This is a genomic window from Geothrix sp. SG200, from assembly GCF_022808935.1.
Taxonomy (GTDB): Bacteria; Acidobacteriota; Holophagae; order Holophagales; family Holophagaceae; genus Geothrix; species Geothrix alkalitolerans.
The window spans coordinates 121,446-145,044 of sequence record NZ_JAKZFR010000004.1; the positions used below are offsets into that span (position 1 = coordinate 121,446).

The 23,599-nt window shown below is 67.6% G+C and carries 25 protein-coding genes and 1 tRNA gene; 15 read left to right on the forward strand and 11 right to left on the reverse strand.

Annotated elements, in window-relative coordinates:
- The first annotated feature begins 4 nt into the window (after positions 1-4).
- The 4 genes from mtnP (at position 5) to ML539_RS09765 (ending at position 3,083) form a co-directional block, all read left to right on the forward strand.
- Complete coding sequence (mtnP, locus tag ML539_RS09750; protein WP_243322964.1) at positions 5-880, forward strand: S-methyl-5'-thioadenosine phosphorylase; 876 nt, start codon at positions 5-7, stop codon at positions 878-880.
- A complete protein-coding gene (locus ML539_RS09755; RefSeq protein WP_243322966.1) occupies positions 877-1,404 on the forward strand; it encodes a hypothetical protein in 528 nt (175 codons plus the stop codon). Before mtnP ends, ML539_RS09755 begins: the two co-directional genes overlap by 4 nt.
- 288 nt (positions 1,405-1,692) lie before the next feature.
- Positions 1,693-2,097, forward strand: coding sequence for an ACT domain-containing protein (locus tag ML539_RS09760; RefSeq protein WP_279341598.1), 405 nt, complete (start codon positions 1,693-1,695; stop codon positions 2,095-2,097).
- A 170-nt stretch (positions 2,098-2,267) separates the two neighbouring features.
- Entirely contained in the window at positions 2,268-3,083 is an 816-nt protein-coding gene (locus tag ML539_RS09765) for a M23 family metallopeptidase (RefSeq protein WP_243322970.1), read from the forward strand.
- On the opposite strand, the gene ML539_RS09770 is transcribed toward ML539_RS09765, so the two are convergent.
- The 4 genes from ML539_RS09770 to ML539_RS09785 all read right to left on the reverse strand — a co-directional run bounded on the left by ML539_RS09770 (position 3,080) and on the right by ML539_RS09785 (position 6,335).
- Positions 3,080-3,994, reverse strand: a complete 915-nt coding sequence (locus ML539_RS09770) for a DMT family transporter (RefSeq protein ID WP_243322972.1) — start codon at positions 3,992-3,994, stop codon at positions 3,080-3,082. The genes ML539_RS09765 and ML539_RS09770 overlap by 4 nt on opposite strands.
- Before the next feature lie 9 nt (positions 3,995-4,003).
- Entirely contained in the window at positions 4,004-4,603 is a 600-nt protein-coding gene (locus tag ML539_RS09775) for a non-canonical purine NTP pyrophosphatase (protein ID WP_243322974.1), read from the reverse strand.
- Between the two features lie 170 nt (positions 4,604-4,773).
- Positions 4,774-5,775, reverse strand: coding sequence for a ThiF family adenylyltransferase (locus ML539_RS09780; protein ID WP_243322975.1), 1,002 nt, complete (start codon positions 5,773-5,775; stop codon positions 4,774-4,776).
- A gap of 95 nt (positions 5,776-5,870) precedes the next feature.
- Complete coding sequence (locus ML539_RS09785; RefSeq protein WP_243294677.1) at positions 5,871-6,335, reverse strand: hypothetical protein; 465 nt, start codon at positions 6,333-6,335, stop codon at positions 5,871-5,873.
- A gap of 100 nt (positions 6,336-6,435) precedes the next feature.
- Between ML539_RS09785 and ML539_RS09790 the strand changes: the two genes are divergently transcribed.
- A complete protein-coding gene (locus ML539_RS09790) occupies positions 6,436-8,043 on the forward strand; it encodes a bifunctional UDP-sugar hydrolase/5'-nucleotidase (RefSeq protein WP_243322978.1) in 1,608 nt (535 codons plus the stop codon).
- 17 nt (positions 8,044-8,060) lie between these two features.
- On the opposite strand, the gene ML539_RS09795 is transcribed toward ML539_RS09790, so the two are convergent.
- The 5 genes from ML539_RS09795 to ML539_RS09815 form a co-directional block, all read right to left on the reverse strand.
- Positions 8,061-8,960 (reverse strand): hypothetical protein, encoded by a 900-nt coding sequence (locus ML539_RS09795; RefSeq protein ID WP_243322980.1) that lies wholly within the window; start codon positions 8,958-8,960, stop codon positions 8,061-8,063.
- Between the two features lie 81 nt (positions 8,961-9,041).
- A complete protein-coding gene (dxs, locus tag ML539_RS09800; protein WP_243322982.1) occupies positions 9,042-10,967 on the reverse strand; it encodes a 1-deoxy-D-xylulose-5-phosphate synthase in 1,926 nt (641 codons plus the stop codon).
- A gap of 8 nt (positions 10,968-10,975) precedes the next feature.
- On the reverse strand, positions 10,976-11,863 hold the full coding sequence (locus ML539_RS09805) for a polyprenyl synthetase family protein (protein WP_243322984.1): 888 nt from the start codon (positions 11,861-11,863) through the stop codon (positions 10,976-10,978).
- Entirely contained in the window at positions 11,860-12,099 is a 240-nt protein-coding gene (xseB, locus tag ML539_RS09810) for an exodeoxyribonuclease VII small subunit (protein WP_243322985.1), read from the reverse strand. Before xseB ends, ML539_RS09805 begins: the two co-directional genes overlap by 4 nt.
- A gap of 54 nt (positions 12,100-12,153) precedes the next feature.
- Positions 12,154-12,888, reverse strand: coding sequence for a hypothetical protein (locus ML539_RS09815; RefSeq protein ID WP_243322988.1), 735 nt, complete (start codon positions 12,886-12,888; stop codon positions 12,154-12,156).
- 87 nt (positions 12,889-12,975) lie between these two features.
- Between ML539_RS09815 and ML539_RS09820 the strand changes: the two genes are divergently transcribed.
- The 7 genes from ML539_RS09820 to ML539_RS09850 all read left to right on the forward strand — a co-directional run bounded on the left by ML539_RS09820 (position 12,976) and on the right by ML539_RS09850 (position 18,434).
- Complete coding sequence (locus ML539_RS09820; protein WP_243322998.1) at positions 12,976-14,346, forward strand: sigma-54 dependent transcriptional regulator; 1,371 nt, start codon at positions 12,976-12,978, stop codon at positions 14,344-14,346.
- 147 nt (positions 14,347-14,493) lie between these two features.
- Positions 14,494-15,213 (forward strand): hypothetical protein, encoded by a 720-nt coding sequence (locus ML539_RS09825; protein WP_243322999.1) that lies wholly within the window; start codon positions 14,494-14,496, stop codon positions 15,211-15,213.
- Between the two features lie 91 nt (positions 15,214-15,304).
- Positions 15,305-16,141, forward strand: coding sequence for a deoxyribose-phosphate aldolase (gene deoC, locus ML539_RS09830; protein ID WP_243323001.1), 837 nt, complete (start codon positions 15,305-15,307; stop codon positions 16,139-16,141).
- A gap of 42 nt (positions 16,142-16,183) precedes the next feature.
- On the forward strand, positions 16,184-16,681 hold the full coding sequence (locus ML539_RS09835; protein WP_338028454.1) for a roadblock/LC7 domain-containing protein: 498 nt from the start codon (positions 16,184-16,186) through the stop codon (positions 16,679-16,681).
- A gap of 15 nt (positions 16,682-16,696) precedes the next feature.
- Entirely contained in the window at positions 16,697-17,281 is a 585-nt protein-coding gene (locus ML539_RS09840) for a GTPase domain-containing protein (protein ID WP_243287104.1), read from the forward strand.
- 80 nt (positions 17,282-17,361) lie between these two features.
- Positions 17,362-17,437 (forward strand) — tRNA-Asn (locus ML539_RS09845).
- Between the two features lie 646 nt (positions 17,438-18,083).
- Positions 18,084-18,434, forward strand: coding sequence for an FKBP-type peptidyl-prolyl cis-trans isomerase (locus ML539_RS09850; RefSeq protein WP_347710757.1), 351 nt, complete (start codon positions 18,084-18,086; stop codon positions 18,432-18,434).
- Between the two features lie 69 nt (positions 18,435-18,503).
- Here the strand turns inward: ML539_RS09850 and ML539_RS09855 are convergent, their stop codons facing one another.
- Positions 18,504-19,085 carry a DJ-1/PfpI family protein gene (locus ML539_RS09855; RefSeq protein ID WP_243323005.1) on the reverse strand — a complete coding sequence of 194 codons (582 nt, stop codon included), beginning with the start codon at positions 19,083-19,085 and terminating at the stop codon, positions 18,504-18,506.
- Between the two features lie 102 nt (positions 19,086-19,187).
- Positions 19,188-21,017 carry a phosphomethylpyrimidine synthase ThiC gene (thiC, locus tag ML539_RS09860; protein ID WP_279341599.1) on the reverse strand — a complete coding sequence of 610 codons (1,830 nt, stop codon included), beginning with the start codon at positions 21,015-21,017 and terminating at the stop codon, positions 19,188-19,190.
- Positions 21,018-21,174: 157 nt separating this feature from the next.
- Here thiC and ML539_RS09865 point away from each other — a divergent pair, with 157 nt between their 5' ends.
- From ML539_RS09865 to ML539_RS09875, 3 genes are all read left to right on the forward strand, one after another.
- Entirely contained in the window at positions 21,175-21,495 is a 321-nt protein-coding gene (locus ML539_RS09865) for a hypothetical protein (protein ID WP_243323011.1), read from the forward strand.
- Complete coding sequence (locus ML539_RS09870; RefSeq protein ID WP_243323013.1) at positions 21,492-22,460, forward strand: ATP-dependent 6-phosphofructokinase; 969 nt, start codon at positions 21,492-21,494, stop codon at positions 22,458-22,460. The genes ML539_RS09865 and ML539_RS09870 overlap by 4 nt, the downstream gene beginning before the upstream one ends.
- Before the next feature lie 65 nt (positions 22,461-22,525).
- A complete protein-coding gene (locus ML539_RS09875; RefSeq protein WP_243323015.1) occupies positions 22,526-23,593 on the forward strand; it encodes a sugar phosphate nucleotidyltransferase in 1,068 nt (355 codons plus the stop codon).
- Positions 23,594-23,599 lie beyond the last annotated feature (6 nt).

Below are 23,599 nucleotides of genomic sequence, written 5' to 3' on the forward strand. Positions count from 1 at the left end.
CCGCATGCGAGCACCCATCGGCATCATCGGCGGCAGTGGACTCTACCGGATGGAAGGGCTCTCCCTCGACCGGACGGAGCTGGTGCAGACTCCCTTCGGTGCCCCCTCGGGGCCTGTGCACCTCGGCGCCCTGGACGGCATCCCCGTGGCCTTCCTGGCCCGCCACGGCGAAGGCCACCGCTTCACCCCCAGCGAGGTGAACTACCGCGCGAACCTCTGGGCCCTGAAGTCCCTGGGCGTCGAGCGCCTCATCTCCGTCTCCGCCGTGGGCAGCCTCCAGGCCCGCCACAAGCCAGGCGAACTGCGCCTCGTGAGTCAGTTCATCGACAAGACCCGCCATCGGAAGGACACCTTCTTCGGCGAGGGGCTGGTGGCCCACGTGAGCTTCGCGGAACCGGTCTGCGCCCACACGACCGCGGCCCTGCTCAAGGCTGGACAGGCCCTGTCCATTCCCATCGAGGGGGGCGCCACCTACGTCTGCATGGAGGGGCCGGCCTTCTCCACCCGCGCCGAGAGCCGCCTGCACCAGAGCTGGGGCGCGGACCTCATCGGCATGACCCAGGTGACCGAGGCCCGTCTGGCCCGCGAGGCCGAGCTCTGCTATGCCTGCATCGCCCTGGTGACGGACTACGATGCCTGGCGCGAGGAGGAGGAGGGCGTGGACGCCGCCTCGGTGCTGGAGGTCATGCACGCCAACGTGGACAAGGCCCAGCGCCTGCTCCGCGCGGCGGTGCCCGATCTTTCCGGGGCCCCGCGGGCCTGCGCCTGCGGCGATGCCCTGAAGGCGGCCCTCTTCACCGCCCCCGACGCGGTCACCGAGGACGCCCGCAAGCGGCTGGACCTGCTGGTGGGTCGGTACGGATACGGGACCCGCGGATGAGTCCGGCCCAGGCCAGCCCCAAGCTCCAGGCCCTGCTGAAAGACTTCCAGCAGATCGCGAGCATGTCGGGCTACCTGAACCATGCCTTCGACCCGCCGCAGCTGCGGCTGTTCTTCACGCTCTACGGCCGCGTGATGGTGGCCTCCCCAGAGGAGGGCCTGTCGCTCACGCCGCGGCTCCAGGCCTGGTGCGAGCGCCTGTCGGTGGACCTTCGGGAGAGCAGCTCCTCGGCCATCATGCCGCCCCAGATCCAGGTCAGCACCCCCCAGACCCTGCCGGACGGCCGCGACTACCTCGTGGCGACCCTGACCTTCAACACCAAGGTCACCGACACCTCGTACCTCCGCGTCCGCACCGCCGTCCTGGCGGCCTATCAGGAGGCTGTGAAGATGCGAGAGGCGGGTTTCAAACTGGAGGACAAAGTCGCCGTGGCTGTGGAGACGGAGCGAGCACAGGTGGAAGTGATTTCAAATTCTGGGGAACCGGACAAGTCTAGTCAGGCTGCAACTGACCCGAATCCTTGAATCCCTGGAATAAGAGGCCAAAAGGGCAACGCAGATGCTCAAGGGCAAAGTCCTATCTGTGATCTGGAGACACCTGGAAGGTGAAATGGGGTATCCCGTTCACGGGCGGAAAAGACTGTTTGTGGATCAAACTCCATCTGGACTGGAACCCTCGATCTCATAAATCATTCCTCGTTGAGACAAGGCTGCTCTCCATCTCCCAGGTGACCAGCTTGCTTAACCCATCGTCAAACCTGGATCCGGCTGCAGGTGCATGGTTTGGTTAGCTCCGTCCGTTAGGTGCCCCCAATGAGTCTCCCCGTTTCAGATCTGAAGCAGCTCCTTCAATGCATGGAGCCCATTCTGAATGAGGGGGCGTTTGTGTTCGCATCTCTGCCGCTTGATGCCGATGTGAGCCCGCTTCAGCCCCTGGCGACGATCCGCGAACCCGAGGGGCTATCGGTGGTCGTGACGGGGGCAACGGCGCAGCGGTACCAGCTGACGCCTTTGTTCGAGGCCGCCTGGATCACCCTCAGGGTCCACTCCGATCTTTACGCGGTGGGCCTAACCGCGGCCTTTGCTGGTGCGTTGGGAGCGGCGGGCATCAGCTGCAATGTAGTGGCTGGTGCCTACCACGACCATCTGTTTGTTCCCGTGGATCGGGCCCAAGATGCCATGACCACCCTTCGGGCTTTACAACACCCTTCTGATTGAGCGCCTCGACCTCCAGTGGATCCGTTGAGGAAGGGGGGTGAGTTGGGAATCACCTTGCAGCATCGGTTACCGCCGGTTGAAGAGCTTCTCCAAGCGGCTCCCTGGCGCCGGCTCGGTCGCCCCCTTCGGTATCCTGGAAACCCAGCCTGTGCGAGGTTTCAGGAATGACCATGATTCGATGCCTTTCCGCCTGCCGCTCCCTGGGCCTGATGGCCGTGGCGATGGCCACCTGGGCGGCGCCGGCGGTGCTTCCCTTCAAGCCCTCGCCGGTGCCCGGCGGCGTGGCGATCGTGACCATCCCAGGCCAGGGCCCGGCGCCCAAAGTGACCTACCACGGGGAGTCGGTGTTTGTGCGGCGCGCGGCCAAGGGCTGGGTGGCGGTGGTGGGCATTCCGTTGGGCGCGAAGCCGGGCCGGCAGGAGATCGAGGTGGGGGGGCGATCCATCCCATTCACCATCCGTCCCAAGCGCTACCCGGAGCAGCGCATCCGCCTGAAGGACGAGCGCCGGGTGACGCCCAACGCGGAGGACGAGGCGCGCATCGCCCGGGAGCAGGCGCTCATGGCGCCGGCCTGGCGGGCCTGGCCCGAGGGCCTGGTGCCCACGCTTCAGTTCCAGCAGCCCACGCCTGGTGGCCTCACCAGCTCTTTCGGCCTGCGTCGGGTCTTCAACGGCCAGCCCAGGGCCCCTCATTCGGGCCTGGACATCAAGGCCCCGGCGGGCCAGGCCGTGCGCGCGCCCGCCGCGGGCGTGGTGGTGCTCACGGGCGACTTCTTCTTCAGCGGCAACGCCGTGTTCCTGGCCCATGGCGAAGGCGTGGTGAGCCTCTTCGCCCACTTGTCGAAGGTCACGGTGACCCAGGGCCAGGTGGTGAAGGCTGGCGACCTCCTGGGCGAGGTCGGCATGACGGGCCGGGCCACGGGCCCGCACCTGCACTGGTCCCTCAGCCTCAACAACGCCCGCGTGGATCCGCGCCTCTTCCTCTAGGCACGGGCCAGACGGTACCCCTTCGTCTGCACCAGGACGACGCCCAGGATGGCAATGGCGCCGCCCAGGATGGTGAGCGGGGAGGGCACCTCGCCGAGCCACACCCAGGCGATGAGGCTGGCCAGCACCGGCGAGAGGTAGAGGAAGCTGGAGAGCAGGGAGGCGGGCATCCGGGAGAGGGCGAGGTTCCACAGCACGTAGGCGATGGCACCGGGGAAGACGCCGAGGTAGATCACGGCCGCCGTCGCCGAAGGCGCGGCCACGGGCATGCGGTGGACCAAGCCCGGCAGGAAGACGAGCATGGGCAGGGTGCCCGCCCAGATGGAGTAGCAGGTGAAGGCCAAGGCGGAATGGCGCCGGAAGCTCCGCTTGGAGAGGATGGAATAGACGGCGGCCACGCCGGCGGACAGCAGGATGAGCAGGGCTCCAGGCGTGAAGCGCAGGCCCCGGCCGCTGCTGAGGGCGATGAGGGCCACGCCGGTGAAGGCCACCAGGATGCCGCCCCAGCCGAGGCGCGTGAGGCGCTCGCCCAGGAAGAGGGCCGAGAGCAGGGCGGTGAACACCGGGCCCGCCGCGATGAGCAGGGAGGCCGCGCCCGCCTGGACCGTCAGCTCGCCGAAGTTGAGGGCCACGTGGTAGACGCTGATGCCCAGGAAGCCGGCCAGGGCGATCACGGGCAGATCGCGCCGTTCCGGCAGCCGCATGCGCGTGGCCAGCGCGTACAGGGTCAAGGCGACGGAGGCCGTGCCGAAGCGCAGCAGGGCCAGCTCGCCGGGGCCGTAGCCATCCAGGTCGGGCAGGCCCGCCGGTGTGATCCGCAGGCCGGCCCGGATGCCTGCGAAGGCCGAGGACCACAGCAGCAGCACACCGGCAATGGCCAGCCAGGTCCGGGGATCGCGCTTCCAGGTCATGCTTCCACGCTAGCGCGGCAACCGGGCCAGCCGCTCCCGCAAGGCCGCGCAGGCCCGGGCGCGGTGGCTGAGGGTGTGCTTGGTCTCCGGGGGCAGCTCGCCGAAGGTCCGGTCGAAGCCGTCGGGGATGAAGATCGGGTCGTAGCCGAAGCCGCCCTCGCCGCGGTGATCGAAGGCCAGGGAGCCCTCCACGGAACCGCTGGCGGTGAAGGGCTCGCCGTGGGAAGGCACGTAGGCCAGCACGCACACGAACCGGGCCGAGCGGTCCGCCCCATCGGGGACCATCGCCAGCAGGCGCCGGTTCTTGTCGCGGTAGGCGGGCAGGTCCGGGGCGAAGCGGGCGGAGAGCACGCCCGGACCGCCCCACAGCGCATCCACGCAGAGCCCCGAATCATCCGCCAGCACGCCATCCACGGGCTCTGAGCCGTGCGCGAGCCACCAGGCCCTTGCGCCCTCCGCCTTCTGCAGGGAGTTGTCCTGGAAAAAGGCGCCCGTTTCCGGCAGCTCCGGTGCCTCGGCCGGCCAGGGCACGAGCGTGACGCCCGACAGCAGCTCCGCGAACTCACGCAGCTTGCCGGCGTTCCTGGAGGCAAGGAGGATCTTCAACATGGGGACATCACCTGTTCGTCAGAGCTAAGGAATGTTGAAAGCGGAGGATAGCTGAGGAGCTGAGGAAAGCGGAGAAAGGAACTCGGGGGCCTCAGCGGGCTACTTCAGGAAGGACCTCTGCTCTCCTCCGCCCCTCCGATCTCCTCCGCTTATCCCAAAGCTTTTCCGCCTCAGCACCCCACGACCTCGGTGTACCAGCTGCGGGCGCGCTCGGGGGTCATGGGGCCGTGGACGAGGGCGCGGCCGTCGGCGAAGAGAGTGATCTCGTCGGGGCCCTCCTGGCCCTTGAGCATCATTCCGGCCTGCCTCCATGGGCTGCGGGTGCGGGTTTCCAGCCGAGTCTTGAGGGTTGCCAGGTCCAGCTTGCCGGGCGGGTTCACGCGGATCTGAACGCCCTCCAGGCCGCAGAGCGGGCTGGCCTTGAGGGTCCAGCGGGCGTCCAGGAATTCGGTGACCTTCTCCGTGCAGAAGCGGCAGCGGGTCTTGGGCGGCTTCAGGAACTGGCGCTCGTCGTGCCAGAAATCAAAGCGGGCCAGGTCGGCATGGGGCGCCTTCCCGGTGAGGACCTTGAGGGCCTCCAGGGCGGCCCAGCTGGCGATGACGCCCACGGCGGGGCCCAGCACGCCGGCGCTGTCGCAGGTGTCCACGTCGCCGCCGGCCGGGGGTTCCTCGATGAGGCAGCGCAGGCAGGGCGTGTGCGGCGGGTTCAGGGGCCAGACGACCCCTTCGCCGCCGATGGCGCCCGCGTAGATCCAAGGCGTGCCTGTGAGGATGGCCACATCGTTGATGAGGAAGCGGGCCTCGAAGTTGTCGGTGCCGTCGCAGATGAGGTCGAAGCCGGACAGCAGCTCCCGGGCGTTGCCGCTGGTGAGGTCGGCCACGACGGCTTTCAGTTCGATGGAAGAGTTGGCTTCGCGCAGCCGTTCCGCGGCCACTTCGGCCTTGGGCCGTCCCAGGTCCGACTCGCCGTAGAGGAGCTGGCGCTGGAGGTTGCTGGCCTCCACCAGGTCCCGGTCGATGAGGGTGAGGTGGCCCACGCCGGCCCGGGCCAGCCAGGGGGCGATGACGGAGCCCAGGGCCCCCAGGCCCAGCACGGCCACGCGCTTGGCGCGCAGGGCCCCGTCGGCCTCGCGGCCGAGAAAGATGCGTTGCTTGGCGTAGCGGTCGGGCAAGGCAGTCCTCGGGGGTCAGTCTTCAGTCCTCAGTCTAAAAGCAACGGCGCCCCGCCGGGGCGCCGCGCTGAGGACTGAAGACTGAGGACTGAGGACTAGTTTCCGCCCTGTCCGGCCTCGGCCATGGCCTTCTCGTACTCGGCCTGGAGGCGGCTGGCGTCGGAGATGGCGAACTTGTAGATGTACTCGAAGCGGTCGGCGCCCTTGGTGAGGGCGATGATCACCTCGTAGACGCCCTCGGCGGTCACTTCGAAGGGAGCCGCGATGACGTTGAAGGTGCCTTCCTTGGCGCCGTCGGGAATCTGCACGTCGCTGTCGCGGATCACGTCCTTGCGGTCACCGGTGGGGCTCACGATGGAGAAGCCGAACTTGAACTGGCCGTCCATGCGGGAGAACCGGGTGTAGAAACACACCTTGGGCAGGGTGAAGGGCACCTGGGGCACCACGATGTGGTGGTCGTACAGGCCCATCAGCGAGGTCTTGCCGCCCATCTCCTGGCGGATGTCATCGCAAAGCAGCGTGAATTCATGCTTGGGGGCCTTGATCTGGACTTCTTGCATGGGGGCTCCGGAAAGAGGGGGCATCCTTGGGTGAAGGGAAAGTTTACCCTTGAAGACGGTCCCATCCAACCACGGGTTGGCGGCCGGTCCCGGAGGCTGCATGCGCCATTGGTTCTGGATCCTGTTGATCGCGCTGGGCCTCCAGGCCCAAGAGGCCCGGATTCAGATTCTTGGAACCACGGACATGCACGGGCACGTGATGGCCGAGGACACCTTCAGCCTCCAGCCCGCGAACCAGGGGTGGGCGAAGATCGCCACGCTGATCCGCCGCCAGAAGACCCTGAACCCGGACACGATCCTGGTGGACTGCGGCGACACGATCCAGGGCGAGCCGCTCAACTATGTGCGGAACACCCTCCGCCGCGATCTTCCGGAACCCAGCGTGGCCATCATGAACGCCCTGGGCTATGCCGCGATGGCCGTGGGCAACCACGAGTACGACTTCGGCCAGGATCTGCTGCGCGAAGTGGAGAAGCAGGCCCGGTTCCCCTTCCTGTCGGCCAACACCCTCACGGCCAAGGGCGGCCAGGCCTTTCCCGCCCACGTCCTGGTGACCGTCGGCGGCATCCGGGTGGCCCTCGTGGGTTTCACTACCCCTCGGACCGCCATCCTGGCGGGACCGCAGAACGGGGCCGGCCTCACCTTCCGGGACATCGTGGCCACCGCCCGCGAGCTGGTGCCCCGCCTCCGCGACAAGGAGAAGGCCGACGTGGTGGTGGCCCTGGTCCACTCGGGCCTGGGGCAGGTCGATGGCAGGGAGGGCGACGAGAATGAGGCGCTCCGCCTGGCGGATCAGGTGCCGGGCCTCGATGCCATCCTCACGGGCCACACCCACCAGGCCATCCAGACCGAGCACAAGGGGATTCCCATCTTGCAGGCCCAAGCCCATGGGCGCGCTCTCGCCGTGGTGGACCTGAGCCTGCGGAAGGAGCGGGGCCGCTGGCAGGTCGTCGCGAGCCAGGGCAGGCTCATCCGGCCGGAGTCAGACACGCCGGTGGACCCGGAGGTGCTGAGCCTGACCGCAGACCTGCGCACGGCCACGGACCGCTACCTCGACACTGCCGCCACCAGTCTGACGGTGGACCTGGACAGCCGCTGGTCCCGCATGGAGGACACGCCCCTGATGCAGCTGATCCACCAGGCGCAGCGGCAGGCCACGGGGGCCCAGCTTTCCGCCGCGGCCAGCCCCGGCGCCAAGCTCTTCATCCCCAAGGGTCCCACCAGCGTGCGGCAGTTCTACGCCCTGTCGCCCTACGAGAACCAGGTGGCGCGCATCCGCATCACCGGCGCCCAGCTCAAGGCCTACCTCGAGCACGCGGCCCGGCACTACACCTACAGCTGGGAGCCGGAACTCTACAACCACGACGTGCCCATCCATGACTTCGACACGGTGGACGGCGTGGGCTATGCGCTGGACCTGGGCAAGCCCGTCGGCAGCCGCGTGGTGAACCTCACCTTCCAGGGCAAGCCCGTGAATCCCGACCAAGCCTTCACCCTGGCCCTCACCACCTACCGGCTGTGGGGTGGGGGCGGCTACATGGAAGCCATCGGCTTCAAGGGTGTTCCGGACCTGGTGACCGAAGCCTCCCAGCGCAATCTGCTGCTGGCCTATGTCCTGGCCCATCCCACGCTGAATCCGACCGTGCCCAACGCCTGGCGGACCATCCCCTACCTGGACCGAGAGCGGGTGCTGAACCAGGCCCGGTAGGTCGAGGCGGGCCCCTCCTATTTGACGGCCACCACCATCAGGCCGCCCTTGGGGTTGACGAAGATCGCGTCCGAATCGAGCACTCCCACCAGGACATGGCTGTCGTCCAGGCCCGTGGGCAGGAAGTCCACGGCGGTCCGCGGGAGGTCCAGTCGGGCCAGCACCAGCCCTTGCAGTGTGCCCCGCTGGGCGGCCGGCACCTGGGTGGCCTTCAGGGCGGCGAAGATCACGCCCTTGCCCACCCAGACCGCCAGGGGGCCGCGGCGGGTGGTGTCGCCCTCGAGGGTCGGAGCGGGGGCCCCGTGGAATTTCAGGGCGGTCTCGCCGATCTTCTGGCCGGTGTTGGCGTCCAGGATGCTGAGGTTCAGGGAGTTGCCGTCGGCCATCAGGATGTTGCCGCTGTCGTCCAGTGCGAGGGGCCGCTGGTTCTGGGGGGCTGGCCCCTCCCTCTTCGAGGGCTTCGCGCCGAAGGTCCAGATCACATCCGCGTTGCGGAAGTCGCGCTTTTCGACATAGGGCTCGGCGGTGCGGTAGGAGAGGATCATGCCCACCGCGTCCCAGCAGACATCGCTCACCTCGGCGTGGAGCTTCACACGGTCCAGGATCCGGCCGGTCCGGTCGAGGCGGGTCAGGGAGGTGCCGTGGGCGACCCAGGCGGTGCTGCGGGGGTCGATGACCCAGCGGTCCGGCTCCTCATCGAGTTTCCCGAGAGGCAGGGTCCCCAGGAGGCCGCCGTCCCGGACCCAGGTGTAGAGGCTGCGCGTGGAGGCGTCGTAGAAGGTGAAGGAATCATCCCGGTCCTGCTTGGCCCAGCTGGTCGCCTTGCCGGCCGCATCCCAGGCCTGGGCGGAAGCCGTCACGGAGGTTAGACAGAGGAGGGCGCCCAGGATGGACGCGTAGATAGGGAATGACCTCACGAGAGCCTCGGGAAAGAACGCGCTGCTACGGCGGGTTGGGACCAACCATAGGAATTCCAGCGATCTTTCGCAAGGTTTTACTTAGATGTCACGGAAGAAATTCCGGATTCTGCCTTCGAGCGCCTCGGGGCTGAGGCCTTCTTCTTCCAGCAGGCGCCTCGGATCGCCATGGTGGATGAGGTGGTCGGCAACGGCGCAGCGGAGAAGGGGTTTGACCAGCCCCGCATCGGCCAGCGACTCGGCCACGGCCCCGCTGAAGCCGCCCGGGGCGCAGCCTTCTTCGAGGGTCACCACCGCCTTGCAGCGGCCCGCCCAGGCATGGATGAGGGCGCCGTCCAGGGGCTTCACGAACCGTGCGTTGATGACGGCGCAGGAGATCCCCTCCCCGGCGAGAACCTCCGCGATCCTCCGGGCCGGCTCGACCATGGCGCCCAGGGCGCAGAGCAGCAGGTCAGTCCCTTCGCGCAGCAACTCGCCCTTGCCCACGGGCAGAGCCGTGATGGGCTCCTCCAGGGTCACGCCCAGGCCGTTGCCCCGGGGATAGCGGAGCGCGGCGGGATGGCCGCAGTAGAGGGCCGTCAGCAGCATGCGCCGCAGCTCGTTCTCGTCCTTGGGGGCCATGAGGATGAGGTTGGGCAGGCAGCGAAGGTAGGCCAGGTCGTAGAGGCCGTGGTGGGTGGGGCCATCGGCGCCTACGATGCCGGCCCGGTCCAGGGCGAAGGTCACGGGCAGGTCCTGGATGCAGACGTCGTGGGCCACCTGGTCGAAGCCCCGCTGCAGGAAGGTGCTGTAGATGGCGCACACGGGCCGCATCCCCTGGGCGGCGAGCCCCGCGGCGAAGGTGACCGCGTGCTGTTCGGCGATGCCCACGTCGAAGCAGCGGTCCGGGAAGGCCTTCTGCAGCAGGTTCAGCCCGGTGCCGTCGAGCATGGCGGCGGTGATGCCCACGATCTTCTCGTCCCGCCGGGCCAGGTCCACCAGGGCCTTGCCGAAGACGCTGGTGTAGCTGGGCGGGGCCGGTTTGGCCGGGTCCCCCTGGACCTTGATGATCTCGCCGGACTCGGCGTCGAAGGCTGTCACGCCGTGCCACTTCAGGGGATCCTGCACGGCGGGCTCGTAGCCGTAGCCCTTCTTGGTCTGCACGTGCAGCAGGACGGGGCCGTCCTTCATCTTCTCCTTGGCTTCGGCCAGGGCCTTGGACGTGGCGTTCAGGTCATGGCCGTTCACGGGCCCGATGTAGCGGAAGCCCAGGTCCTCGAAGAGCAGGCCCGGCACCATCAGGCGCTTGATGCTTTCCTCGCTCCACTTGGCGGCCTTGGCCACGCCCTTGCTCAAGCCTTCCAGGGGAATGGCCTTGATGGCGTGCTCGATGCGGTCGCGCCACCGCTGGTAGTACTGGCCCGACATGATCTGGTTCAGGTAGCCCTGCAGCGAGCCGACATTGGGATTGATGCTCATGTCGTTGTCGTTGAGGATCACCAGGAAGTTCTTCGTCTCCAGGTAGCCGGCCTGATTGAGGCCTTCGAAGGCCATGCCGGCGGTCATGGAGCCGTCGCCGATGACGGCGATGCAGGCGTGGTCCTGCTTCTGGAGGTCCCGCGCCTTGGCCATGCCCAGCACCGCGGAGATGCTGGTGCTGGCGTGGCCGGCGCCGAAGTGGTCGTAGGGGCTCTCGTCCCGCTTGAGGAAGCCCGACAGGCCGTGATGCTGGCGCAGGGTGGGGAAGCGGTCCTTGCGGCCCGTGAGGAGCTTGTGGGGATAGGCCTGGTGGCCCACGTCCCACACGATGCGGTCCTGGAGGAAGTCGAAGTGGTGGAAGAGGGCCACCGTCAGCTCCACCGTGCCCAGGTTGGAGCTGAAGTGGCCGCCGGTCTCGGACACGGAGGCGATGATGAACGCCCGCACCTCCGCCGCGAGCTGCCCGAGCTGCTCCGGGGTGAAGTGGCGGATCTGCTGGGGGGCGGCGAGGGAGTCCAGCAGGGGATAGGGGTTGGCGGGAGATTCCACCTGGACGCCTATTTCGCCCGCTGGGCCAGATACCGGGCCCAGGCTGCCAAGGACGTGCGATTGGGAAGGGTTGCTAGATGACATAGGGCGTTCTCGGTCGCTTCACTCAGGGCTTTGCGGGCGCCGTCCAGGCCCAGGAGGGAAGGGTAGGTGATCTTACCCCTGCCCGCATCTTTTCCGGCGCGCTTGCCCAGGTCCGCGTCGGTGGCGGTGGTGTCCAGGATGTCGTCCTGGATCTGGAAGGCGAGCCCGATGGCTTCGCCGTAGGCCCGCAGCGCGGAGCGGTCCGCAGGGGTCGCGCCGCCCAGCACCGCGCCGATCTCCAGCGAGGCGCGCAGGAGGGCGCCGGTCTTGAGGCGGTGGATGAGGCGCAGGTGGTCCAGATCGTAGCTGTCCAGCGTTTCGCCTTCGAGGTCGAGGGCCTGGCCCCCGGCCATGCCTCGCCAGCCGGCGCCTTCGGCCAGCAGGGCCAGGGCCTCGGACCGCCTCACGGGATCCAGGTCCGCCGAGGCCAGCACGCCGAAGGCCTCGGTGAGCAGGGCGTCGCCCGCCAGGATGGCGTGGCCCTCGCCGAAGACCTTGTGGCTGGTGGGACGCCCCCGGCGCAGGTCGTCGTCGTCCATGGCCGGCAGGTCGTCGTGGATGAGCGAATAGGTGTGGACGTATTCCAGGGCCAGGGCGCCGGGGAGCGCCTGCGCCGCCGTCCCGCCCACGGCCTCGGCGGCCAGCAGGCACAGGACCGGCCGCACGCGCTTGCCGCCGGCCTCCAGGCTGTAGCGCATGGCCTCGCCCAGGCGGGCCGCTTCGCCCTCCTGGAAGGGGGTCGTGAGGCGGGCGTCCAGCAGGGGGAGCAGGCGGTCCAGGTCCGCCTTGACCAGCGAGGCGGGGTCGTTCATCGGCCTTCCCTGCCTTCGTCCAGGGGTTCGGCCCGGTATTCGCCACCCAGGCCCGCCTTGAGGACCTCCACCTTGCGCTGGGCGTCGGCCAGCTGCTTCTGCAGGGCCTGGCTCAGCTGGACGCCTTCCTCGAACCGGGCCAGGGCCTCTTCCAGGCTGAGGCTGCCCGACTCCAGCTGCTGCACCAGGGCCTCCAGCCGGTCCAGGCCATCGTCGAAGGAGGGTTGGGGGCTCATGGGGATTCCGCAAGGAAGGGGCCCGCTAGCTGATCGCTGGGGGCCCCGCCCAGTCTACCGCTTCCCCTTCGCGGCGTCCTTCATCTCCTTGCCGCCGTCCCTCATGGTGTAGCCCGCGGGCAGGGCCCAGGTGCTTTCAGGGATGGCGGCGGTGGAGATCTCCGTGGCCACGGTGGTCACGTCCGTGCCCATGAGCCCGGTGATGTGGGTCTTCAGGGGCAGGCCCTTGAGCTTGGCCGTCTCCTGGTAGACCCGCTTGAAGAGGGCGCCCATGGGTCCCGGGACGCGGTTCAGCATGGCCATGGACTTGGCGTAGTCCTTGATGGGGAACTGGAGGGAGGGGTCGATGCTCAGCTCTTCCACCATCTTGCCGAGGACGACACGCACTTTCTTGCAAGGCCGGCCCAGGACGGCGTCCGGCCCCAGCTGCTCGACCTTCACCTCGGACACGTCGCCGAACATCATCTTGGTCACCATCTCGGGCATCCCGGCCATCTGGTCTTCCAGGGCCTGCATGGCTTCCTGCATGTCCTTGAACGTCATCTTGGTGATGACCTTCTTCCCGTGGTCGATGCTGTAGATCACCTCGTGGCCGTAGTCCACCAGGCTGTCGACCTTCGATCCGGCGTGGTTGATGCGCATCCGGGTGGCGCTCAGGTACTGGACTTGGGAGCCATCCTTGGCTAGGGCGCCCTTGCCCGTGACCTGGGAGGTGATGGTGAGGTCGCCCGCGGCGAGACTGGCCATGGAGATGGCCATTCCGAAGGCAAGAGCCAGAAGGGTTCGCATGGGAATTCTCCGTGGTAAGGGTGCCGAGAGCATACCCTGGGGACTCGCCGGGGGCCAGGTGGGATACCTTCAAGGGTGGGGGTGGCCATGGCCCGAGTCCTCGTGGTGGACGACAGCAAGGAGACCTGCGAGTTCCTGGAGGAGCTGCTGGGGACCATGGGCCTCGAGGTCGCCAAGGCGACACACCCCGACCGGGCCATCGAGCAGCTGCGGAAGGGGGGCTTCGACCTGTTGCTGTCGGACATCAACCTCGAGGCCAAGAAGGACGGCCTGGACCTGCTGCGGGAGGCCAAGCCCCTGGGAGTGGACACCATCCTGCTGTCGGGCTTCGGCACCCTGGAGACTGCCATCGAGGCCGTGCGGGAGGGCGCCTTCGACTTCCTCAGCAAGCCTTGGAACAACGAGGAGCTGAAGGCCCTGGTGACCCGGGCCCTCGCGCGGCGGCAGTCGACGGGCCAGGGTGAGACCCAGGACGCCTCGCCCAAGGCCAAGCGCAGCCTCATGATCGGCTCCAGCCCGAAGATGATGGCGGTCTACAAGACCATCGCGAGCCTCCAGAACAGCCGGGCCACGGTGCTCATCACGGGGGAGAGCGGCACCGGCAAGGAGCTGGTGGCCCGCAGCATCCACCTCTCCAGCGACCGCCGGGATCGCGCCTTCGTGGCCGTGAACTGCGGCGCCCTCACGGAAACCCTGCTGGAATCGGAGCTATTCGGGCACGTGAAGGGCTCTTTCACGGGCGCCGTGGGCGAGAAGCCGGGCCTCTTCGAGGAGGCTTCCGGTGGCACCATCTTCCTGGATGAGATCGGGGAGACCAGCCCCAGCTTCCAGGTGCGCCTGCTGCGGGTGCTCCAGGAGCAGGAGATCCGCCGCGTGGGCGGCAACAAGACCATCAAGGTGGACACCCGCGTCATCGCCGCCACCAACCGGGACCTCCAGCAGATGGTGAAGGCCGGGACCTTCCGGGAAGACCTCTACTACCGCCTCAGCGTGGTGGAGCTGGCCGTGCCGCCCCTCCGGGAGCGGGGGGACGACGTCGGCGCGCTCCTGGACCATTTCCTGGCGGAGTTCGGGCAGAAGGACCAGCAGACCTACCGCCTGCATCCGGAGGCCCGGCGGGTGCTGGAGGCCTATTCCTGGCCGGGCAACGTGCGGGAACTGGGCAATGCCGTGGAGAACCTCACCCAGCTCAGCCGCGGCCGGGAGATCACCGTGGACGATCTGCCGGCCAAGATCCAGGCCGACGTGCTCAAGCGGGCCCTGCTCAAGACCGAGCCTTCCGAGGAGACCCCCTCCCTGGTCGGGGATTGGCCCTCCCTGGACGAGCTGGAGCGCCGCTACATCCAGATCCTGCTGGGCCGCCACAAGGAGAAGCAGCGCATCGCCGACATCCTGGGGGTGGACCGGACCACCCTCTACCGGAAGCTCAAGCGCTACGGATTCCACGACGGGGAGTAGCAGGCTGCCACGAGTGGCAGAATGCAACAGGTTTTCCAGGATTGGCCATTGTCTAAGTGTCAAATTGACTTGAATTAAGATTTGGCCTAGATGATGCAACCCTGACGGCACTTCCGGCCGTGCCGGATCAACCCAGGGAGAACCCCCATGAAGAAGCTTGCTGCGCTGCTCGTCGCCGCCGCTCTGATCAGCCCCGTGTTCGCGGAAGAGGCGAAGAAGCCTGAAGCGAAGAAGGTCGAGACCAAGAAGGCCGAGAAGAAGGCTGAGAAGAAGGCCGAGCCCAAGAAGGAAGAGGCCAAGAAGGCCCTGACCGTCGCCGAGGAGAAGAAGGCCGAGGCCGCTCCCAAGGCCGAGAAGAAGGCTGAAGCTGCCCCCAAGGCCGAGAAGAAGGCCAAGAAGCACCACAAGAAGGCCGAGAAGAAGGCCGAGGCTGCTCCCGCCGCCGAGAAGAAGGCCCTGACCTCCGAGGAGAAGAAGGCCGAGAAGAAGGCTGAGCCCAAGAAGGAAGAGAAGAAGGCCGAGAAGAAGGCTGAGAAGAAGGCCGAGGCCAAGAAGGCCATGACCGCCGAAGAGAAGAAGGCCGAGGCCGCTCCCAAGGCCGAGAAGAAGGCCAAGAAGGCGAAGAAGGCTGCCAAGAAGGCCGAGCCCGCCGCCCCCGCCGCCGAGAAGAAGGCCCTGACCTCCGAGGAGAAGAAGGCCGAGAAGAAGGCTGAGCCCAAGAAGGCCGAGAAGAAGGCCGAGAAGAAGGCCGAAGCCAAGAAGGCCATGACCGCCGAAGAGAAGAAGGCTGAAGCCGCCCCCAAGGCCGAGAAGAAGGCCAAGAAGGCTGCCAAGAAGGCCGAGAAGAAGGAAGAGGCCAAGAAGTAACAGGCTTCACCGGTTCACGAAAGAGCGGGCTTCGGCCCGCTTTTTCGCGTACGGCTTTCCGGCGGGACGCCCCCGGGCCATGATGGGAGCCATGATCGACCCGCTTCTCGACCTCACCGCAGAGATCCGCGCCCGGCTCCAGCCGCTTCCCGAAGGGCGGAGGCCCCAGCTTCTGGGGTGCGTGGAGGGCGCCTGCCTGCTCCACGACCATGCGGGGCTGCACCATCGCACCCAGGCGCAGGCGGCCCTCCCCGCCGGACCCTGGGACCTGTCCCCCCTCATCGACCACACCCTGCTGAAGGCCGAGGCCACGGGCGCCCAGGTGGAAGTCCTCTGTGCCGAGGCCCTGAAGCACGGCTTCGCCTCGGTCTGCGTCAACCCCCTGTGGGTGCCCCTGGCCTCGTCCCTGCTGAAGGGCAGCGCCGTCCGGACCTGCACGGTGGTCGGCTTCCCCCTGGGGGCATCCTCCCTGCTCGCCAAGGCCCACGAGGCAGAAGTGGCCGTGAAGGAAGGGGCGCAGGAGGTGGACATGGTGCTGGCCATCGGCGCCGCGAAGGGCGGCGACTGGGACACGGTCCGCCGGGACCTGGAAGGGCTGAGGGCGGCCGTTCCCGTGCCTGCGGTGCTCAAGGTCATCCTGGAGACCTGCCTGCTCACGGATGCCGAGAAGGAGCGGGCCTCGACGCTCGCGCTGGAGGCGGGTCTCGACTTCGTGAAGACCTCCACGGGCTTCTCGACGGGCGGCGCCACCGAGGCCGATGTCGCGCTCATGCGCCGGACCGTGGGCACGGGCATGGGCGTGAAAGCCTCCGGCGGCATCCGCACCTACGAGAAGGCGCTGGCCATGGTCCTGGCCGGGGCCACCCGCCTGGGGCTTTCCGCCTCCGTGGCGGTGATTCAGGGGGGAGCCGGCTCAGAGGCCTACTGAAAAGTGCTATCCTCACAGATAGCAGTCCCGGCGGAGGTTCTTGTGGCAAAGCTTGATCTCATCATGTTCGAGGAGGAGTACAAGCTCCTCCACGAGATCATCGGCCGCCTCCAAAAGGATGCCTCCGCCAAGGTGGTGTTCCTGGTGGACAAGAACGGCCAGCAGATCGCCGCCGCGGGCGACGTGAAGAGCATCGACGCCACCAGCCTGGCCTCCCTCACCGCCGGCAATGTGGCGGCCACGGACGGTCTGGCCAAGCTCATCGGCGAGAAGGAATTCAGCCTTCTCTTCCACGAGGGCGAGCGGGACAACCTGCACATCTCGATCGTGGGCAAGCGCGGGATCCTGGTGGTCATCTTCGATCAGAATTCCAGCCTGGCGCTGGTGCGCCTGCGGGTGAAGAAGGCCAGCAAGGAACTCCAGGAGATCTTTGACCAGGTGGAACAGCGCGCGCAGAAGGAATCCGACAGCGGCAACCGCTTCGAGAGCCCCTTCTCGGAGATCACCGACGAAGACATCGACCGCCTCTTCGGCGACTAAGCCTGAGGCGCGGACATGACCTTCATCAACTACGCGTCCCGCGAGATCAACTGCAAGATCGTCTACTACGGCCCCGGCCTCTGCGGCAAGACGACGAACATCCAGTGGATCTACGAGCAGGCGAACCCCGACAAGAAGGGCAAGCTGGTCAGTCTCGCCACCGAGACGGATCGCACCCTCTTCTTCGACTTCTTGCCCCTGGACATGGGCACGGTCAAGGGCTTCAAGGTGCGGTTCCACCTCTACACCGTGCCTGGCCAGGTGTTCTATGACGCCAGCCGCAAGCTCATCCTGCGCGGCTGCGACGGCATCATCTTCGTGGCCGACAGCCAGAAGGCCCGCATGGAAGCCAACATCGAGTCCATCGCGAACCTGGCGACCAACCTCAAGGAGAACGGCTTCGACGTTCGCAACATCCCCTACGTCCTCCAGCTGAACAAACGGGACATGCCTTCCGCTGTGCCCGTGGCCGAGATGGAGCGCCTGCTCAGGTTCCGGAGCGAGCCCATGATCGAAGCCGTGGCCAGCCAGGGCACCGGCGTCATCGAGACCCTCAAGGCCGCCGCCCGCCAGATCCTGATGGAGCTCCAGAAGAACTAGGGCGGACGACGAGGATCACAGGTCCCGCCCCTCCCCGCTTGAATCCAGGCCCGCCTCCGGTAGAATGGATGTTCACGCTTTCCGGAGTAGCTCAGGGGTCAGAGCGGGTGACTGTTAATCACTAGGTCGGGGGTTCAAATCCCTCCTCCGGAGCCAGACAAGTCAGGAGTCCTGCGGGACTCCTGGCTTTTTCTGGCTGAGGATCAGGCGGATGTGACCTTCAGGAGGCCTCGACTCTGCGCGGGAGCGCAGCATGGAGGCTTTCGAGCGGCTGGATCAAGATCGGGCGCGCGGCACTGCCTGAGAGGGCGCATGACCCTGCTCGGCCCCTGTTCTTCGACATCAGCCGGGCTGTGATGCTCCAGGCCCTGCGCCGGTCCGGCAGCCCGACCTCTGGGGTTCCCGGTTCGACTGGGAAGAGGTGCCGGCCCTTGGAAAATGGCCTGCAGCGCGGCCAACGCGCCGGGCCGCCTCCTCCTGTCCTTGGCCATGATGGCCCGCCACGCTGATCTTCGACGGCCCGCAAGCTGAGGGGCGACTCCGGGCGTGGCCTCCGGCTCCCACCGGCAGACCTGGTGGCCCGGAGGAGACAGGCTGGTTCCAGACCACCTCCAGACCCAGTGCATCAAGCGCGCTCCTTCCCGTAGACTCGGAGGCTGGAGGTGTCATGATCCGCAGATTCTCCACCCTGGCTGCGCTGCTGCTCGCGCTGCCCTGGGCCACCCAGCCCCTGGCAGCCCAGACCACCGCGCCCGCCAGGAAACGAGCTCAGGCCCCCAGGAACAAGAAGAAGGTACCCGCCATGATCACGACCCTGACCGGCCTCCAGTACGTTGACACCCAGATCGGCACGGGGGCCCTGCCCCAGCGAGGGCAGCGCTGCTCGGTCCACTACACGGGCTGGCTGTCCGACCACGGGAAGAAGGGCAAGAAGTTCGACAGCTCCTTGGATCGCGGCGAGCCGCTGGTCTTTCCCGTCGGCGTGGGCCGGGTGATCAAGGGCTGGGACGAGGGGCTCATGACCATGAAGGTGGGCGGCAAGCGCACGCTGTACATCCCCGCCGCGCTGGGATACGGCGCCCGCGGCGCGGGCGGGGAGATCCCGCCCAACGCCGACCTGATCTTCGAGGTGGAGCTGCTGGGAGTCCAGTAGGCCGCAAGAGCGCCTGCCCAAGCCCCGACGAGGCCACTGGAAGGCCAAGTCCGGGCGTGGTTGCCCGCCCTAAAGCGTGATGCGGGTCCCCAACACGGTCAGGAACTGGGCCATCCAGGCGGGATGGGCGGGCCAGGCAGGGGCCGTGACCAGGTTGCCGTCCGTGACGGCGCCATCGATGGCGATGTCGGCGTATTTCCCCTTGGCCACTTCCACTTCGGCGCGGCAGGCGGGATAGGCGGAGCAGGTGCGTCCCTCGAGCACACCCGCGGCGGAAAGGATCTGGGCGCCGTGGCAGATGGCGGCCACGGGCTTCTTCGCGGTGAAGAAGTGGCGGACGATCTCCAGCACCTTGGGGTTGAGGCGCAGGTACTCGGGGGCGCGGCCGCCGGGGATCACCAGGGCGTCGTACTGGTCCGGCTTGATGTCCGCGAAGGTGGCGTTGAGGGCGAAGCGGTGGCCGGGCTTCTCCGAGTAGGTCTGGTGGCCCTCGAAGTCGTGGATGGCCGTGGCCACGGACTCGCCGGCCTTCTTGTCGGGGCACGCGGCGTGGACCGTGTGGCCCACGGCCAGCAGGGCCTGGAAGGGCACCATGATTTCGTAGTCCTCTCCGAAATCGCCCACGAGCATGAGGATCTTCTTCGCGGCCATGACTGCCTCCTTGGGGTGATGGAACCGCTCCGATGATACGCGTCCGCCCATGGAAAAGCCCCACCTGAGGCGGGGCTTTTCCGTAACGCCTGGCGGTGGGGATCAAGCCTTCTGATAAACCTCCGCACCTTTCTGCACGAACGTCTCCGCCATCTCCTCCATGCCCTTCTTCAGGGCCTCTTCCTCGTTGTAGCCGTGCGCTTCGGCGTACTGCCGCACGTCGTCCGAGATCTTCATGGAGCAGAAGTGGGGGCCGCACATGGAGCAGAAGTGGGCGGTCTTGGCGCCCTCGGCGGGCAGGGTCTCGTCATGGAACTCGCGGGCGGTGTCGGGGTCCAGGGCCAGGTTGAACTGGTCCTCCCAGCGGAACTCGAAGCGCGCCTTGCTCATGGCATCGTCCCAGATCCGGGCGCCGGGATGGCCCTTGGCCAGGTCCGCGGCGTGGGCGGCGATCTTGTAGGCGATGACGCCGTCTTTCACGTCCTTCTTGTTGGGCAGGCCCAGGTGTTCCTTGGGCGTGACGTAGCAGAGCATGGCGCAGCCGAACCAGCCGATCATGGCGGCGCCGATGGCCGAGGTGATGTGGTCGTAGCCGGGCGCGACGTCTGTGGTGAGGGGCCCCAGCGTGTAGAAGGGAGCTTCATCGCACACGGCGAGCTGCTTCGTCATGTTCTCCTGGATGAGGTGCATGGGCACATGGCCGGGGCCCTCGATCATCACCTGCACATCATGCTTCCAGGCGATCTTGGTCAGTTCGCCGAGCGTCTCCAGTTCGCCGAACTGGGCCTCGTCGTTGGCGTCCGCGGTGCTGCCGGGGCGCAGCCCGTCGCCCAGGGAGAAGGCCACGTCGTAGGCCTTCATGATGTCGCAGATGTCTTCGAAGTGCGTGTAGAGGAAGTTCTCCTGGTGATGCGCGAGGCACCACTTCGCCATGATGCTGCCGCCTCTGGAGACGATGCCGGTGACGCGCTTGGCGGTCAGCGGCACGTAGCGCAGCAGCACGCCGGCGTGGATGGTGAAGTAGTCCACGCCCTGCTCGGCCTGCTCGATGAGCGTGTCGCGGAAGATCTCCCAGGTGAGGTCTTCGGCCTTGCCGTTCACCTTCTCCAGGGCCTGGTAGATGGGCACGGTGCCGATGGGCACGGGGCTGTTGCGCAGGATCCACTCGCGGGTCTCGTGGATGTTCTTGCCGGTGCTGAGGTCCATCACCGTGTCGGCGCCCCAGCGGATGGACCAGGCCATCTTCTCGACCTCCTCCTCAATGCTGGAGGCCACGGCGGAGTTGCCGATGTTGGCGTTGATCTTCACCAGGAAGTTCCGGCCGATGATCATCGGCTCGGTCTCCGGGTGGTTGATGTTGGCGGGGATGATGGCGCGGCCCCGGGCGACCTCGTCACGCACGAACTCGGGCGTGATTCGGCTCTTGATGCCTGCGGCCTCGCGGCCCAGGTTCTCGCGGATGGCGATGAACTCCATTTCGGGCGTGACGATGCCCCGCTTGGCGTAGTGCATCTGGGACACGTTCTTCCCGGCCTTGGCCCGCAGGGGCTTGCGGTCGGCGTGGAAGCGGATGGCATCCAGCTCCTGGTCGCGCTCGCGCAGCTTGCGGTAGAGGCTGGTGGCGCCGGGCAGCGCCTCCACGTCGCCCCGGCCCAGGATCCAGTCCTGGCGCAGGGGGGTCAGGCCCTTGGCCACATCGATGGTCACGGCGGGGTCGGTGTAGGGGCCCGAGGTGTCGTAGAGCACCACGGGCGGATTCTCGGTGAGGCGGTCCTGGAAATCCCGGGTGGGCTGAAGCTGGACCTGCCGGAAGGGCACCTGGACGCCCGGGAGGCTGCCGGCCACGTGGATCTTGGTGGAGGCGGGGAAAGGCTTCAGGCAGGCGGTGAGGGCCGTGCCGTCCACGGGGGCGGAACCGGATTGCATGGTCATGAAAACTCCGGACTTGTTGAGGTCGGGCCGGGATTGATCCCTGAATCAGCAAGTTTATCGCGAGGGGGGCCGGGGGGACGAATCCAAAACGCGGCGCACAGGAGAGGTGGAGCGCCGCATCCGCCCGGATGCGCGATAATTGATTACAGGAGGGACCATGCCGCGACGCGTCTTGTTCATCAGCAGCCTGGCCCTGGGGCTGGTGGCCGCCCCGCGGCCCCAGGACGATCCCGTGATGAAGATCCGGGCCGAGCGAGCCTCGGCCCAGGGGATCTCCGAGGGGGATCTCCCGCCGGTGCCCAGAGGCATCGTCGAGCCGCCCCCCCTGCCGCCGCCGGAAGCCCACGTGAAGGACACCCGTAAGGGCCGGCGGGTCAAGGGCAAGGTCCGCAAGCGGAGCAGATCGGCTGCCGCCAAGGGGAAGGGGAGGGGCTCGGTGTCCCGCTCCAAGCTGCCGGCCCACCGGAAGGCGAAATGAGGATTGGCGTCCTCACCTCCGGGGGGGACGCTCCGGGCATGAATGCCGCCATCCGCGCGGCGGTCCGCCAGGCGGACGCCCTGGGTCACGAGGCCTGGGGCATCCGGCGCGGCTACCAGGGGGTGCTGGAGAAGGACTGGTCTCCCATGCCCAGCCGCGCCTGCGCCAACATCCTCCAGAGGGGCGGGACGGTGCTGCACACGGCCCGCTGTCCAGAATTCCACGAGGCGGCCCGGCGCGCCGAGGCCGCGGCGAACCTGCGGGAAGCCGGCATCCAGGGCCTGGTGATCATCGGGGGGGACGGCAGCTTCCGGGCCGCCGAGGCCCTCCAGCGCGAGCACGGCATCCCCTGCGCGGGCATTCCGGGCACCATCGACAACGACCTGCCAGGGACGGATCGCACCCTGGGTTTCGACACCGCCCTGAATACGGCGGTGGAGGCCATCGACCGCATCCGGGACACGGCCTCCAGCCACGGACGGCTCTTCCTGGTGGAGGTCATGGGGCGCAGCTCCGGCATGCTGGCCGTCCACACGGCCCTGGCCTGCGGGGCCGAGGCCGTCCTCTATCCCGAGTCGCCGGACGGCTCCTATCAGGCCCTGGTGGCGCGCCTCAACGCCAACTGGCTGCGGGGCAAGCGCAGCTCCATCGTGGTGGTGGCCGAAGGCGACGGCCTGGGCAGCGCCGTGGCCGTGGGCGACCGGCTTCGTCGGGACTACGGCCTGGACCTGCGCGTGGTGGTGCTCGGCCACATCCAGCGCGGCGGGAGCCCCTCCGCCCTGGACCGCATTTGGGGCTGCCGCTGGGGGGCCGAGGCCGTGCGGCTCCTGGGCGCGGGGAAGGGCGGCTTCTACCTGGGCGAGGTGGCCGGGGCCCTCGCGGTCCAGCCCCTGGCGCGCATCCTTGATTCTCCGCCCGCGCCTCCGGAGGATCTGAGCGATCTGGTGGACATCCTTTCACGCTAGATGGCTTGTGAGGGGCGCCGGGCCCATGTTCCCCTGGAAGGTCGCAGGATTGCAGGAGGCAGGTGATGTCGGATAGCCACAAGGATTCCCTGGTCGCCGTCGTGATGGCCGGGGGGCGGGGAACCCGGTTCTGGCCCCGCAGCCGCAACGCCCGCCCCAAGCAGTTCCTGGCCATCGTGGGCACGGAGACGCTGCTCCACCAGACCGTGCGCCGCCTGGACGGCCATGTGGCTCCCGAGCGCATCTTCGTGGTGACCACGGAGGACCTGGCGGCCGAGACGCGCCGCATGCTGCCGGAACTGCCGCCGGAGAACGTGATCGTGGAGCCCGAGGGCCGCAACACCGCGCCCTGCCTGGCCCTGGCCCTGGTTCAGATCGAGCGGAAGGTGCCCCATGGCGTCATGGCCGTGCTGTCGGCGGACCACTGGATCGGCGATCGGGAGCTCTTCCTGGAGGACCTGGAGACGGCCGTGAAGCACGCCGCCTGGGAGCACGAGCTGGTCACTTTCGGCATCAGGCCCACGTACCCGGAGACGGGCTACGGCTACATCGAATCCGAGGGCCACGGTCCCGTGCAGAAGGTGGTGGCCTTCCGCGAGAAGCCGCCGGTGGAGGTGGCGGTCCAGTACCTCGAATCCGGCCGGCACTACTGGAACGCGGGCATGTTCGTGTGGACCCTGGCCGATTTCCGCGAGGGTCTGGCGAAGCATGCGCCGGAAGTACTGAAGCCCCTGGACGCCTGGGTGGCGGCGGGCGCGGACCCCGCGGCCCTCGGCGCCGCCTACCGCCAGCTGCCCAAGGTGGCCATCGACGTGGCCCTCATGGAGAAGGCCGAGACGGTGGCGGTGGTACCCACCCGCTTCCGCTGGTCCGACGTGGGTTCCTGGCCCGCCGCCATCGAGTTCCAGGAAACAGATCCTGAAGGCAACGTGAGCCAGGGCGAGACCCTGCTCCTGGACACCCGCAACAGCGCCTTCTTCGGGGGCAAGCGCCTCATCGCCGCCAGCGGCGTGGACGATCTCATCGTGGTGGACGACGACGACGCCCTCCTCATCTGCCACCGCGACCGCGCCCAGACCGTCAAGCAGATCGTCGAGCGCCTCAAGGCCGAAGGCCGCGAGGATCTGCTCTAAGCTGAG

Bases quoted from the DNA above. Each gene is read 5' to 3' on its own strand.
- mtnP (WP_243322964.1), top strand. From the start codon at position 5: ATGCGAGCACCCATCGGCATCATCGGCGGCAGTGGACTCTACCGGATG.
- ML539_RS09815 (WP_243322988.1), bottom strand. From the start codon at position 12,888: ATGCGAACCCTTCTGGCTCTTGCCTTCGGAATGGCCATCTCCATGGCC.
- ML539_RS09765 (WP_243322970.1), top strand. From the start codon at position 2,268: ATGATTCGATGCCTTTCCGCCTGCCGCTCCCTGGGCCTGATGGCCGTG.
- ML539_RS09850 (WP_347710757.1), top strand. From the start codon at position 18,084: ATGATCACGACCCTGACCGGCCTCCAGTACGTTGACACCCAGATCGGC.
- xseB (WP_243322985.1), bottom strand. From the start codon at position 12,099: ATGAGCCCCCAACCCTCCTTCGACGATGGCCTGGACCGGCTGGAGGCC.
- ML539_RS09855 (WP_243323005.1), bottom strand. From the start codon at position 19,085: ATGGCCGCGAAGAAGATCCTCATGCTCGTGGGCGATTTCGGAGAGGAC.
- ML539_RS09820 (WP_243322998.1), top strand. From the start codon at position 12,976: ATGGCCCGAGTCCTCGTGGTGGACGACAGCAAGGAGACCTGCGAGTTC.
- ML539_RS09825 (WP_243322999.1), top strand. From the start codon at position 14,494: ATGAAGAAGCTTGCTGCGCTGCTCGTCGCCGCCGCTCTGATCAGCCCC.
- ML539_RS09775 (WP_243322974.1), bottom strand. From the start codon at position 4,603: ATGTTGAAGATCCTCCTTGCCTCCAGGAACGCCGGCAAGCTGCGTGAG.
- ML539_RS09870 (WP_243323013.1), top strand. From the start codon at position 21,492: ATGAGGATTGGCGTCCTCACCTCCGGGGGGGACGCTCCGGGCATGAAT.
- ML539_RS09760 (WP_279341598.1), top strand. From the start codon at position 1,693: ATGAGTCTCCCCGTTTCAGATCTGAAGCAGCTCCTTCAATGCATGGAG.
- ML539_RS09805 (WP_243322984.1), bottom strand. From the start codon at position 11,863: ATGAACGACCCCGCCTCGCTGGTCAAGGCGGACCTGGACCGCCTGCTC.
- ML539_RS09865 (WP_243323011.1), top strand. From the start codon at position 21,175: ATGCCGCGACGCGTCTTGTTCATCAGCAGCCTGGCCCTGGGGCTGGTG.
- ML539_RS09790 (WP_243322978.1), top strand. From the start codon at position 6,436: ATGCGCCATTGGTTCTGGATCCTGTTGATCGCGCTGGGCCTCCAGGCC.
- ML539_RS09755 (WP_243322966.1), top strand. From the start codon at position 877: ATGAGTCCGGCCCAGGCCAGCCCCAAGCTCCAGGCCCTGCTGAAAGAC.
- deoC (WP_243323001.1), top strand. From the start codon at position 15,305: ATGATCGACCCGCTTCTCGACCTCACCGCAGAGATCCGCGCCCGGCTC.
- ML539_RS09770 (WP_243322972.1), bottom strand. From the start codon at position 3,994: ATGACCTGGAAGCGCGATCCCCGGACCTGGCTGGCCATTGCCGGTGTG.
- ML539_RS09875 (WP_243323015.1), top strand. From the start codon at position 22,526: ATGTCGGATAGCCACAAGGATTCCCTGGTCGCCGTCGTGATGGCCGGG.
- ML539_RS09840 (WP_243287104.1), top strand. From the start codon at position 16,697: ATGACCTTCATCAACTACGCGTCCCGCGAGATCAACTGCAAGATCGTC.
- thiC (WP_279341599.1), bottom strand. From the start codon at position 21,017: ATGACCATGCAATCCGGTTCCGCCCCCGTGGACGGCACGGCCCTCACC.
- ML539_RS09785 (WP_243294677.1), bottom strand. From the start codon at position 6,335: ATGCAAGAAGTCCAGATCAAGGCCCCCAAGCATGAATTCACGCTGCTT.